9 protein-coding genes and 2 rRNA genes (1 of these 11 cut by a window edge) are annotated in these 13070 nt (G+C 59.2%); 7 read left to right on the forward strand and 4 right to left on the reverse strand.

Going from position 1 to position 13070, the window contains the following annotated elements:
- Window positions 1–2314: ribosomal RNA gene (locus N8I74_RS03525) — 23S ribosomal RNA — on the forward strand (it extends 576 nt beyond the left edge of the window).
- A gap of 148 nt (window positions 2315–2462) precedes the next feature.
- A 5S ribosomal RNA gene (rrf, locus tag N8I74_RS03530) occupies window positions 2463–2575 on the forward strand.
- Window positions 2576–2696: 121 nt separating this feature from the next.
- On the opposite strand, the gene N8I74_RS03535 is transcribed toward rrf, so the two are convergent.
- The 4 genes from N8I74_RS03535 to N8I74_RS03550 all read right to left on the reverse strand — a co-directional run bounded on the left by N8I74_RS03535 (window position 2697) and on the right by N8I74_RS03550 (window position 7969).
- Window positions 2697–4154, reverse strand: a complete 1458-nt coding sequence (locus tag N8I74_RS03535; RefSeq protein WP_263125541.1) for an NAD(P)H-hydrate dehydratase — start codon at window positions 4152–4154, stop codon at window positions 2697–2699.
- Between the two features lie 11 nt (window positions 4155–4165).
- A complete protein-coding gene (locus tag N8I74_RS03540; protein WP_263125543.1) occupies window positions 4166–4909 on the reverse strand; it encodes a flagellar brake protein in 744 nt (247 codons plus the stop codon).
- 21 nt (window positions 4910–4930) lie between these two features.
- Complete coding sequence (locus N8I74_RS03545; RefSeq protein WP_263125544.1) at window positions 4931–5521, reverse strand: nucleotidyltransferase domain-containing protein; 591 nt, start codon at window positions 5519–5521, stop codon at window positions 4931–4933.
- Window positions 5522–5665: 144 nt separating this feature from the next.
- Complete coding sequence (locus N8I74_RS03550) at window positions 5666–7969, reverse strand: penicillin-binding protein 1A (RefSeq protein WP_263125545.1); 2304 nt, start codon at window positions 7967–7969, stop codon at window positions 5666–5668.
- Between the two features lie 173 nt (window positions 7970–8142).
- On the opposite strand from N8I74_RS03550, the gene N8I74_RS03555 reads away from it, so the two are divergent.
- From N8I74_RS03555 to pilQ, 5 genes are read left to right on the forward strand one after another with little or no spacing between them, the layout of a single operon-like run.
- Complete coding sequence (locus tag N8I74_RS03555; RefSeq protein WP_263125546.1) at window positions 8143–9216, forward strand: pilus assembly protein PilM; 1074 nt, start codon at window positions 8143–8145, stop codon at window positions 9214–9216.
- Window positions 9213–9797, forward strand: a complete 585-nt coding sequence (locus N8I74_RS03560) for a PilN domain-containing protein (RefSeq protein ID WP_263125547.1) — start codon at window positions 9213–9215, stop codon at window positions 9795–9797. The genes N8I74_RS03555 and N8I74_RS03560 overlap by 4 nt, the downstream gene beginning before the upstream one ends.
- A gap of 2 nt (window positions 9798–9799) precedes the next feature.
- Complete coding sequence (locus N8I74_RS03565; protein WP_263125548.1) at window positions 9800–10435, forward strand: type IV pilus inner membrane component PilO; 636 nt, start codon at window positions 9800–9802, stop codon at window positions 10433–10435.
- On the forward strand, window positions 10432–10989 hold the full coding sequence (locus N8I74_RS03570) for a pilus assembly protein PilP (protein ID WP_263125549.1): 558 nt from the start codon (window positions 10432–10434) through the stop codon (window positions 10987–10989). The genes N8I74_RS03565 and N8I74_RS03570 overlap by 4 nt, the downstream gene beginning before the upstream one ends.
- Window positions 10990–13053 carry a type IV pilus secretin PilQ gene (pilQ, locus tag N8I74_RS03575; protein ID WP_263125550.1) on the forward strand — a complete coding sequence of 688 codons (2064 nt, stop codon included), beginning with the start codon at window positions 10990–10992 and terminating at the stop codon, window positions 13051–13053.
- Window positions 13054–13070 lie beyond the last annotated feature (17 nt).

Consider the following 13070-nt stretch of genomic DNA (forward strand, 5'->3'; position numbering starts at 1 on the left):
TCAGCGACTTACGTTCAGTAGCGAGCTTAACCGAATAGGGGAGGCGTAGGGAAACCGAGTCCGAATAGGGCGTTTAGTTGCTGGGCGTAGACCCGAAACCAGGTGATCTATCCATGGCCAGGATGAAGGTGCGGTAACACGCACTGGAGGTCCGAACCCACTAGTGTTGCAAAACTAGGGGATGAGCTGTGGATAGGGGTGAAAGGCTAAACAAACCTGGAAATAGCTGGTTCTCCCCGAAAACTATTTAGGTAGTGCCTCAAGTATCACTAACGGGGGTAAAGCACTGTTATGGCTAGGGGGTCATCGCGACTTACCAAACCATGGCAAACTCTGAATACCGTTAAGTGCGAGCTTGGGAGACAGACATCGGGTGCTAACGTCCGGTGTCAAGAGGGAAACAACCCAGACCGCCGTCTAAGGTCCCAAATGCTAGATTAAGTGGAAAACGAGGTGGGAAGGCATAGACAGCCAGGATGTTGGCTTAGAAGCAGCCATCATTTAAAGAAAGCGTAATAGCTCACTGGTCGAGTCGTCCTGCGCGGAAGATGTAACGGGGCTCAAATCTAGAACCGAAGACGCGGATGTATCTTTGATACATGGTAGGGGAGCGTTCCGTAGGCCTGTGAAGGTGGCTTGTGAAGGCTGCTGGAGGTATCGGAAGTGCGAATGCTGACATGAGTAGCGTTAAAACGGGTGAAAAGCCCGTTCGCCGAAAGCCCAAGGTTTCCTACGCAACGTTAATCGGCGTAGGGTGAGTCGGCCCCTAAGGCGAGGCTGAAAAGCGTAGTCGATGGGAAACAGGTTAATATTCCTGTACCGATTCTGAGTGCGATGTGGGGACGGAGAAAGGTAGGTCAGCCGGGTGTTGGATGTCCCGGTTTAAGCGTGTAGGTGGGGGATTTAGGCAAATCCGGATCCCTGTTAACACTGAGGCGTGATGACGAGGGCCCTTTGGGCCCGAAGTGATTGATCCTATGCTTCCAGGAAAAGCCACTAAGCTTCAGCTCAGAATTGACCGTACCGCAAACCGACACTGGTGGGCAGGATGAGAATTCTAAGGCGCTTGAGAGAACTCAGGAGAAGGAACTCGGCAAATTGACACCGTAACTTCGGGAGAAGGTGTGCCGCAGTAGGGTGAAGGTCCTCGCGACTGGAGCTCGACGCGGTTGCAGTGAAAAGGTGGCTGCGACTGTTTATCAAAAACACAGCACTCTGCCAAGACGAAAGTCGACGTATAGGGTGTGACGCCTGCCCGGTGCCGGAAGGTTAAATGATGGGGTGCAAGCTCTTGATTGAAGCCCCGGTAAACGGCGGCCGTAACTATAACGGTCCTAAGGTAGCGAAATTCCTTGTCGGGTAAGTTCCGACCCGCACGAATGGCGTAACGATGGCCACACTGTCTCCTCCTGAGACTCAGCGAAGTTGAAATGTTTGTGAAGATGCAATCTCCCCGCTGCTAGACGGAAAGACCCCGTGAACCTTTACTGTAGCTTTGCATTGGACTTTGAACGGACTTGTGTAGGATAGGTGGGAGGCTTTGAAGTGGTGACGCTAGTTGCCATGGAGCCGTCCTTGAAATACCACCCTGGTGCGTTTGAGGTTCTAACCTAGGTCCATCATCTGGATCGGGGACCGTGCATGGTAGGCAGTTTGACTGGGGCGGTCTCCTCCCAAAGTGTAACGGAGGAGCTCGAAGGTCACCTAGGTACGGTCGGACATCGTACTGATAGTGTAATGGCACAAGGTGGCTTGACTGCGAGACCGACAAGTCGAGCAGGTGCGAAAGCAGGACATAGTGATCCGGTGGTTCTGTATGGAAGGGCCATCGCTCAACGGATAAAAGGTACTCCGGGGATAACAGGCTGATTCCGCCCAAGAGTTCACATCGACGGCGGAGTTTGGCACCTCGATGTCGGCTCATCACATCCTGGGGCTGTAGCCGGTCCCAAGGGTATGGCTGTTCGCCATTTAAAGTGGTACGTGAGCTGGGTTCAAAACGTCGTGAGACAGTTTGGTCCCTATCTGCAGTGGGCGTTGGAAGTTTGAGAGGGGCTGCTCCTAGTACGAGAGGACCGGAGTGGACGCACCTCTGGTGTACCGGTTATCACGCCAGTGGTATCGCCGGGTAGCTAAGTGCGGAAGAGATAACCGCTGAAAGCATCTAAGCGGGAAACTCGCCTCAAGATGAGACTTCCCTAGAGCCTTGAGCTCTCTGAAGGGTCGTTCAAGACCAGGACGTTGATAGGTCGGGTGTGGAAGCGCAGTAATGCGTTAAGCTAACCGATACTAATTGCCCGTGTGGCTTGATCCTATAACCTGAACCAGGTCGGTTCAGGGTGGCGACAAGCTCGTATGATCTAACCTGAAACGAATTTGAGTGTGTGGGGCTGTCGGCCGCGCACCGCTTCTTCTATCGATTTGGAGCAGGACTGTATACAGTCGTAGCTCAACCAGTTACGTCTGGCGACCATAGCGAGTTGGCCCCACGCCTTCCCATCCCGAACAGGACCGTGAAACGACTTAGCGCCGATGATAGTGCGGGTTCCCGTGTGAAAGTAGGTCATCGCCAGACTCCTCATGAAAACCCCCGGGTGCTCACGCACCCGGGGGTTTTGCTTTAGGATCGGCGATCCAGCTCATCCTCGCCAAATGCACCAGGGTACGCCCCTGCCGTCCACAACCGGGTGTCCGTGCTATCGATCGGCTTCCTGGTTGAGCGGGTTCAGAAGCCGACGTATCCCGGCAATTGTGTCCGAGGCGGTCAGGCCGATTCCACTTGGATGGTCTTGGCGCCACTGATCGCCGGCAAGTCCATGCAGGTAAGCCGCCAATCGCAGCGCATCCAGTGGTGGCAAGCCTTGGGCGACCAGGGCCAGAATCACCCCGCTCAGCACATCACCTTGTCCAGCGCTTGCCAAGGCGCCATTGCCGCTGCCGTTGATGGTGGGCGGGTGCCCCGGTGCGGTGCAGATACTGCCGGAGCCTTTCAACAGGATCGCGCATTGGTAACGGGAGCTCAATTCCTGGGCTGCGTACAGACGGTCCGCTTGAACCGCCCGCGTATCCGTACCCAGCAAGCGGGCTGCCTCGGCCGGATGAGGCGTCAGTATGGTCGGTGCGCCACGCTGCGTTATCGATCGCTGCAGATGTGCATGTCGGGCCAGCAGGTTGAGCCCGTCTGCGTCGATGATGACCGGTACTGCAGTCGACAGTGTGCTGGCAAGGCTATCCACGCTCTGTGTTGTGGTTCCCAAGCCAGGGCCTACCGCGAGTGCACTCAATGGGGCGGTCAGGGCATCGTCCACAGTCTGAATCATCAGCTCGGGCTGGTGCGGGTCAAAATGGATCCGATGGTCTTGGAGTCCGACGATGACCTTGCCTGCACCACATTGAAGTGCAGCCCGACCAGCGAGCATGGCCGCACCTGTCATGCCGGAAGCCCCGCCGACAACGGCGACTGTGCCGTAAGTGCCCTTGTGGCTGGCATGTTGCCGCGGTGGCAGTGCCAGCGGCTGCGTTGCCACCAGGAAGGCGGCGGGCGCGAGGTCCGCTTCCACAGTGATGCCAAGGTCCAGACAAGTCACCTCACCGGCATGGTCACGGCCGTATGCGGTATACAGGCCGGGCTTGTCGGCCAGGAAGGTCAGGGTATGGTCGGCGCGCACTGCGTGACCAGGGATTTCGCCAGTATCGGCATTCAGCCCGGTCGGTACATCCAATGCCACGATCGGGCCCCGGTGCCGATTGATTGCATCGATCCACCGTACCAACGTGTCATCGGGTGCGCTGTCAAGCCCGATCCCGAGGAGCCCATCCACGACCAGGCCGTCGGTGACATGAGGGCAATCGGTATGCACTTCCCCGATCCGTTGCCATGCCTTTAGCGCTGCAGCAAGCGCAGGCTTGGTGTGGCGTGGCGGGATGGCGTGGACGATCACCGGCCATCCGAGGCCATGCAGTTCTGCCGCGCAGTACAAAGCATCCCCTCCGTTGTGCCCGGGGCCAGCAACAACGGTGACAACCTGCTTGGCGAAGTGCGCCGCGATCCATGCCGCCGCTCCTTTGCCGGCCCGTACCATCAAGGCAGGATGGGCAGTGGCATGGGTCTGCTCGATCCGGCGAAGCGTGTTGTTCGAAAACAACGGTCGCATCGGCTTATCCTTCAAGCGCTCCGGTGCCATTCGATCTGATGTCGCTCAAGCTGGGTCAAGTAGCGCTGTATCTTCTGCTGGGCAGACGGTGGAAGCTGTACGAAACGGCAACCGTACCGCAGTCGCGGTACACCATTGCGCAGCGTCATCACGAGCCTGTCGCGGATACGCAGGTCCGTTTCGATCTGGCCTTGGCCTGGCAGCTCAAAGCAGCACTGATGGAGCAGTTCATCCGGATACAGATCCTGCTGCTGACTGAGCACCAGGCCCAGGCCCCCCATGCTCAGATCAGAGATCGTGCCGGTCAGGCCGGGATGGCTGGGGTCGGAACAAACACAATGGATGGGATTGCTGATGGGCAGTCGCATCCGGAATGCCTGGCGTCGTTGCAGCTGCAGGATGGCCGCCGGTGCAGGGCCGATTAAGCAGGCGCGTCCGGCATGGGATGCAGGGGTCAGGGGTGCGAGTTCGAACTGGAGCTTCACCCCGCGCAGTTGCGAAACACAGCAGGCCCCCTGGGTTGCCAACATCTGGTTCGTCTTGGGCTCGCTGGCAGCATCGAACACGAGCTGCGCCGCATCGACGGCCAGCAGGGTGCTGAGAGCAAACGGCTCCTCGCGTCCGATCGGGTACAGGCAGACCAGCTCGTTGCGCTGTTGCAGTTGCTGCAACAGGTAATTCATATGCAGCGGGTCGTCGACCAGGTAGGGCGTTGGGTTGCCAAGCCGCACTGGGGTCAAGCGTTGGCCCTGCATCTTTCCCTCCTGGGCGTGTGTTCAGCGCGACGCGGCCAGCAGTTGCTCAACCTGCTCCACACGTGCCCGCTCGTCCTTGCGCGGGGTCAGACGTTCTGCCGTCCGAGGTCTCACGTGCAATTTGATCAATGTGTCATCAAACCAGAATGCGAGCGTTGGGTGATCCGCAAAACGCTGGGTGGGTGAAGGCTCCAGATGGGCGTAGTCGATGCGTTCGTTCAACAAGAACAGCTCAACGCTCTTGGGGTCGTCCAGGAACAGCAGCAGATTGATGTCGGATTGCGCATCGGCGAGACCGGACAGCACCGAACCGGTCAGATAGGGCTGGAAATCCGCAAGTACCCGCATGACCTTGACTGCTTTCGAGCGCAGCGTCTGGACCTCGTGCCCGTGTGTCGGTTGATACAGGGCACGATGGTCGGCCAGTGCCTCTTCCACTTCCTGATTGGACGGCAGATTGCGATGGTCCGACAGCCCCAGCTGCCGCGCAGCCTTCTTTTTGGCCAGTGCAAAGTCGTGGATATGGTCCTGGGCGATAAGGCGCGCGGCACGGTGTGCTATCTCAAGGCGCAGGCTGGTCGCGCTGCGGTCAAGAAGAGATGTCTTGGCCATACTGGCTCCTTGTCAACGACAGATGGACGTGAACACATGACGGCATTGGCTCCGGTAGCACACAAACGCCTGCCGGACTTGGCCCTGGCCGTCGTGCCCTGTATGCCCTGGTCCCAATGCCGATGGTAAGGCCGGCCCTGTGTGCTAGAACAGTTGGTCTCTGATCTCCTCCAGCGGCTGAGCAGCCGTACTGCTGCTGCCCAGGCCAAGTTCGGGGTTGGTTTCCTGGAATTCAGAGTAGAAGTATTCGTTGCGCAGCCCACGCTCCGATTGAATGGCCTGAGTGACCAGGCCTTCGGGCACAGCTTGCGGGACGTCCGGCTTGTTCTTCAATGCCACGCTCATGTAGTCGATCCAGATCGGCAAGGCTGCCGCACCACCGGTTTCAGAGCCGCCCAGCGAGCGCGGTTGGTCGAAGCCGACCCAGACGACCGCGACCAGGTGTGGCGAGTAGCCGGCAAACCAGGCGTCATGGGCATCGTTGGTTGTGCCGGTCTTGCCGGCCAGATCCTGGCGGCCGAGTACCCGAGCCTTGGCAGCGGTACCGTAACGTACGACATCCTGCATCATTGATGTCATCACAAATGCGTTACGTGCCGGCAGGGTCCGCCTGGCGTTCTGCCCGACCACCTCGGGTTGCATGCGGGCCAGCAGTTGACCACGGTCGCTTTCGATCCTGTCAATGAAGTGCGAGGAGACGCGGTAGCCGGTATTGGCAAAGACAGCATACCCTTCCGCAAGCTGCATCGGCGTGACACTGCCGGCACCCAGCGCCATCGTCAGATAGGCCGGATGGTTCTTGGGCGGAAAGCCGAACCGGGTCAGGAACTGCTGGGTGTATTGTGGCCCGGTCGCCTGCAGGATGCGGATCGAGACTAGGTTCTTGGAGCGGGTGAGCGCGTCTCGCACGCTCATCATCCCGGCAAATGTGCCGTCATAGTTCTTCGGCTCCCAGCGTTGCCCGCCGATCTCCTGCGGATCGATCACCAGGGGCGCATCGTTGATCAGCGTTGCGGGTGTCACGCCCCGCTCCACGGCGGCCGAGTATACGAAAGGCTTGAAGCTGGAGCCTGGCTGTCGCCAAGCCTGGGTGACGTGGTTGAAGTGGTTGCGATTGAAGTCGAACCCACCCACCAACGCCTTGATCGCCCCGTTCTGCGGCTCCATTGCGACCAGGGCCCCTTCGACTTGCGGCAACTGCCTGATCTGCCAGCCGTTCTCGGATTGGCGGACCCTGATCAGCGCGCCGGGGCGGATACGTGCAGTCGGTGGGGCCTTGCTGGTCAGGGCAAAACGGGCAAAGCGCAGGCCAGCGCCGTCAAGGCGGATCTCGTCCCCGCTCTTCAGTTGTGCGATGACGCCCTTGGTGCTCACTTGGCGTACCACTGCGAGACGTAGCTCCCCCGCGTCTTCCAGTCCATCCAGTGCATCGATCAGCAGATCTTCCTTGCCAGGCTGTAAGAGGCTGGCATCGATATAGCCTTCAGGACCCCGATAACCATGACGGGTGTCGTAAACAAGCAGCCCTTTACGCAGTGCCTGGTACGCGGCTGTCTGCTGTTGGCTGTCGAGTGTCGTGTAAACTTTAAAACCTTGGGTGTACGCGGCATCCTTGTAGCGCTCCACCATCATCTGGCGCACCATCTCCGCAACGTACTCGGCGTGTACCGGATAGCTGGTGAGGTTGCGTTTGATCTGCTGTGGTTCGTTCAAGGCGGCCTGGTACTGCTGGTCATCGATGAAGCGCAGTTCGTGCATGCGGCGCAGGACATACTTCTGGCGCAGCTTGGCGCGGTTCGGGTTGGCGATGGGGTTATACGCGGACGGTGCCTTGGGCAGGCCAGCCAGCATCGCGGTCTCGGCAACCGAAAGGGCGCCTAGCGGTTTACCGTAATAGGCTTGCGCAGCTGCAGCAAATCCATACGCCCGTTGACCCAGATAGATTTGGTTGATGTAAAGCTCCAGGATTTGATCCTTGGATAAATTGTGCTCAATCTTGAACGAGAGCAGGGCTTCATTAAATTTTCGAGTAAACGTTTTCTCATTGGATAAATAGAAATTACGAGCAACTTGCATCGTGATGGTGCTGGCCCCGGATTGGGAATGACCTGACACGATGTTGCCGAGCATTGCCCGTACAACGCCGATGTAATCGACGCCGCCGTGGCTGTAGAAGCGCTCGTCCTCGGCGGCCAGTAGCGCCTGCTTCATCAGCTTGGGAACTTGATCGATCGGCACGAAGGCCCGGCGTTCCTCGCCGAATTCACCGATCAGTGCATTGTCGGCGGTGTATACGCGCAGTGGGATCTTGGGACGGTAGTCCGTTAACGCTTCCAGCGAAGGAAGTCGAGGGTAAGTAAGCAGAACGGCAAAGAACAGCAGACCAGCGGCAAAAATCGCTGCGCCTGCGATGATGCCAGCGGCGATCAAAAGGATTCTTCTGGCCATGATCGAATTCGGATTGGTTTGCGTTGAGCGTAATTTACGCGATTCGGGGGCTGTTGCAAAAAACTGATGCTTTAGCTAGCTTGCTTTACAGGGGTTGCTTGGCGCTGCTAGCATTTTTGCGGTAGTGCGGCAGAAAAACATTCTAGTTTCCTATTTAATAAAGGAAATTTCTTTTGAATCTCGACTTTCTCAAGCCCAAGGCTCCGCCGTTGATCGGCGTGGATATCAGCTCGTCGGCCGTGAAGATGGTCGAACTCGGGCTGGTCGGGCGCAATTACAGCCTGGAACGTTACGCCATCGAACTGCTTCCCAAGGACGCCGTGACCGATGGCAACGTGGCCAATGCCGATGCGGTCAGCGAAGCGCTGCGACGTGCGTGGCGCCAGCTGGGATCGCGTGTGAAGAACGTGGCCATCGCGCTGCCGGCGGCGGCGGTGATCACCAAGAAGATCCTGGCACCGGGCGGGCTGTCCGAGCGTGAGCTCGAAACCCAGGTCGAGGCCGAGGCCAATCAATACATCCCGTTCTCGTTGGACGAGGTCAACCTTGATTTCCAGGTGCTTGGGCCTTCGCCCGCGGTGCCCGAGGAGTCCGAGGTACTGATCGCGGCGGCCAAGAAGGAAAAGGTGGACGAGCGGGTCGCCGTCGTGGAGGCTGCCGGCCTCAAGGCCACGGTGGTCGACGTTGAGCTCTACGCAACCCAGGCGGCATTCGAACTGATGCGCCCCCAATTGCCGGGCCAAGGAGAAAACCAGATCGTCGCGGTGGTGGACATCGGTGCAACTGCGATGCATATGAATATTTTCAAGGACGGCCAATCGATCTACAGCCGCGACCAGGCGTACGCCGGAAACCAGTTGACCCAGGAAATCCAGCGCAAGTTCAACATGTCGTTCGAGGAAGCCGAGCATTCCAAGAAGTCGGGTGGGCTGCCTGAAAGCTACGAGCCCGAGGTGCTGCAACCGTTCATCGATACCCTGGCCCTGGAGATCTCGCGCTCGTTGCAGTTCTTCTACACCTCAAGCAACTACAACTCGGTCGATCACATCCTGCTCGCCGGGGGCTGCAGTGCAATCCATGGGCTGGATGAGGCAGTCGCCAGTCGTACCCAGGTGGCAAGCGCAATGCGCGCCAACCCGTTCTACGGGATGGCGATAGGCAAATTGCGCGGCAGGCAGATCCAGCTTGATGCGCCCAGCCTGTTGATAGCCTGCGGACTCGCGATGCGGAGGTTTGACCCGTCATGATCAGGATTAACCTCTTACCGCACCGCGAGCAGAAGCGGCAGGCCAGGCAGCGCCGTTATCTGGCCATCCTCGGGGTTGCATTCGCCGTCGCCGTCGGCGTTGTCGTCGCGGGTTGGCTCGTGCTGAGCGCACGGGTGGCGACCCAGGATGAGCGCAACCTGTTCCTGGAGTCGGAAAACAAGAAGCTGGATGCCGAGATCGCCGAGATCGAGCGGTTGAAGGCCGAAAGGGCAGCGTTGCTTGCGCGCAAACAGGTCGTGGAGCGGTTGCAGTCCAACCGGGCCGAGGCGGTCCGCATCATGGACCAGCTGGTGCGCCAGGTGCCGGAAGGCATCTACTTCTCCAGCGTCTCGCAGGAGGGCGGCAAGCTGCGGCTGGTCGGCTACGCACAGTCGAACGCCCGCGTCTCGACGTTGATGCGCAGTCTCAACGACTCCGACATCTTCGAATTGCCGGTGCTGATCGTCGTCAGGGCAACTCAGCAGAAGAATCAGCGGCTGTCCGAGTTCACGTTGGAGGTCAAGATCGTCCGCCCCGATGAGAAGAATGCCGATGCCCAATCCGTTGAAAAGAAAGGCTGATCATGACGCTTGACGAACTGCGTTCACTCGATCCCAAGGATATCGGCAACTGGCCCGTTCCGGCCCAGATCGGTTTGCTGGTCGTGGTCTTTGTCGCGATCGTGGCGGGTGGCCACTGGTATGTATGGAGCGACGAATTCGACAAGCTTGAGGCTGGCAAGCAGCGCGAAGAACAGCTCAAGCAGGAATTCATCGACAAGAAGCGCCAGGCCGTCAACCTTGACGCCTATCGCCAGCAGCTGCTTGAGATCCAGCAGTCGTTCGGGGCCTTGCTCAAGCAGTTGCCCAACAAGTCGGAAGTCGAAACGCTACTGACCGAGATCAACCAGGCCGGTGTCGGCCGCGGCCTGCTGTTCGAGCTGTTCCAGCCCGGCGCGGAGATCAAGACGTCCGAATTCGCCGAACTGCCGATCAGCATCCGGATCGTCGGCAGCTATCACGATCTGGCCGCGTTTGTCAGCGATGTGGCCAAGCTCTCGCGTATCGTGACACTGAATGATATCCAGCTGTCCAGGACAGGGGATGCGGACACGTTGCTGCTGCAGGCAACCGCCAGGACCTATCGCGCGCTGGATGAGGCCGAGATCCAGGCAATGCGGCAGGCAGAGGCCGAAGCGAAGAAGAAGAACCGGCAATGAGTGCTTCGCAGCAAATTCTCAGGGAGGCGTGCGGCATGGCGCGTTGGATACCGGTAGCAATGTTCGCAGTGCTGCTGACGGGATGTTTCGGTGAAGAGCATGGCGATCTGAAGGAGTGGATGGCCCAGAACAGTGAAGGGCTGCGCGGCAAGATCGAACCTGCACCGGAGGTCAAGATCGTCGAGCCGGTGGTGTATGAAGCCTTCTCGCTGCTCGATCCCTTCAATGCGGCGAAGATGGAACTGGCCAAAAAGAGCAGCAGCGGGATTGCACCCAATACCAACCGACCCAAGGAGGTGCTCGAGAACTACGATCTCGAGAAGCTGCGCATGGTCGGTATCCTGCAGCAAGGCAAGCAGATCCAGGCGTTGATCAGCGCGCCGGATCGGAATCTATACCGCGTGAAGGTCGGCAACTACATGGGGCAGAACTTCGGCATGGTGGTGGCCATTTCCGAAACGGAAGTCAAGTTGAAGGAAATCGTCGAGGACAGCGGCGGAGACTGGATCGAGCGGGAAACGATCCTCACTCTGGACGAAGCGGAGCAAAATTAAATGAAGAATGTATCCATCCTGAAGCAGGCCTGGCTGGTCTGTGGCGCGCTGGCAGTGGCGCTGTGCTCCGCCAGTCAGGCGAGCGACATCACTAACGTCGAAGTCAACACGATCTCCAACGAAAAGCAGGTCGTGAAGGTGCAGTTCGACGGACCTGTGCCGCAGCCGACCAGTTTTGCCGTCAGCACGCCGCCGCGTGTCGCCTTCGATTTTCCGGGCACGGCCAACAAGGCCGGCAAGAGCAGCGTACAGGTCAATAGCGCAACGCTGCGCCTGCTCAATCTGGCCGAGGGGACCGGCCGGACCAGGCTGGTCCTCAACCTCAACAAGCAGGCGGCCTACGAGACCAATGTGGAAGGCAATGCGTTCCTCGTGACCATCGATGGCTCCACCTCCGCGGTGGCAGCCAAGACGGAGACCACGCATTTTGCGCAGCCGACCGTCAACACGGCGCAGGAAAGCCTGACCGAAGTCGACTTCCGCCGCGGTGTCAGCGGGGAAGGCAAGGTGGTGATCGATCTGTCGAGCCCCAATGTCGGGATCGATATCCGGCAGCAAGGCAGCACGCTGGTGGTCGATTTCCTGAAGGCCGAGCTGCCGGAACGGCTGCAGCGGCGCATGGACGTCGCGGACTTCGGCACGCCGGTGCAGAAGCTCGATACCTACCGGCAAGGCAGCAATGTCCGGATGGTGATCCAGCCGATAGGCAATTGGGAGTATTCGGCCTACCAGACCGAAAACCGCTTCATCATCGAAGTGCGCAAGGCACAGGAAGACAGCCGCGCCCTTTCCGCACTGCGCCCCAACTACAAGGGCGAGAAGCTGTCGCTCAATTTCCAGAATGTCGAGATCCGTACGGTGCTGCAGGTGATCGCCGAATTCACCGGTCTTAACATCATCACCAGCGATACCGTCTCGGGCAGCCTGACGCTGCGTCTGAAGGATGTGCCGTGGGATCAGGCGCTGGATATCATCCTGCAGGCCAAGGGGCTCGATCAGCGTCGCTCCGGCAACGTGCTGTGGGTGGCGCCGCGTGATGAGCTGGCCGCCAAGGAAAAGCAGGAGCTGGAGGCGAAGAAGCAGATCCTGGAGCTTGAGCCGACCCGTACCGAGATGTTCCAGCTCAAGTATCAGAAGGCCGATGACTTCAAGAAGATCCTCACCGACGAGAAGCAGCGCATCCTGTCGCCGCGCGGCAGCGTGGTGATCGATCCGCGTACCAACATCCTGATCGTGCAGGACGTGCCGTCCAAGCTGGACCAGTTGCGCGACATCATCGGCAAGACCGATATCCCTGTCCGCCAGGTGATGATCGAGGCACGGATCGTCGAGGCGCGCGATGGCTTCTCGCGTGATCTGGGTGCCCGGCTGAGCTGGGGTGCGACCGGTCATGTGGGCAACACCAATGTTTCGACGTGGCCGACCCTCGCGGGCACCAAGCTCGATGGTCGCGGCGTGCCGACGAACACCGATGGCTCGATGCCGTTCAACGTCAACCTGCCTGTGAGCGGCAGCCCGGGCACGCTGGCCCTGATCGCCGCCAATGCCGACTGGTTGCTGGGGCTTGAGATCAATGCGCTGGAAGCGGACAACCAGGGCAAGATCATCTCCAGCCCGCGTCTGGTGACTGCAGACCAGACCGAGGCCGTGATCGAGGACGGTACCGAGATCCCGTATGCGGAATCGTCGCAGAACGGGGCCACTTCGATCTCGTTCAAGAAGGCCACGCTGTCGCTGCGTGTGACACCGCAGATCACCCCGGACGGCAACGTGATCATGGACGTCAAGGTCAACAAGGACAGCCGTGGCGACAATACGCTGGCTGGCCCGGCCATCGACACCAAGCAGATCTCGACCAAGGTGCTGGTGGAGAACGGCGGCACCATCGTGATCGGTGGGATCTATACCCAGACCATCGGCACCGACATCCAGCAAGTGCCGCTGCTGGGCGATGTGCCGGTGCTGGGCCATCTGTTCAAGAACACATCCAAGCGTGACGAGAAGCGTGAACTGCTGATCTTCATCACCCCGAAGATCGTGAGCTCCGAAGTCGGTCTGCGCTGAAAGGCAGGGATGCCAGC

The organism is Chitiniphilus purpureus, from assembly GCF_025642115.1.
Classification (GTDB): domain Bacteria; phylum Pseudomonadota; class Gammaproteobacteria; order Burkholderiales; family Chitinibacteraceae; genus Chitiniphilus; species Chitiniphilus purpureus.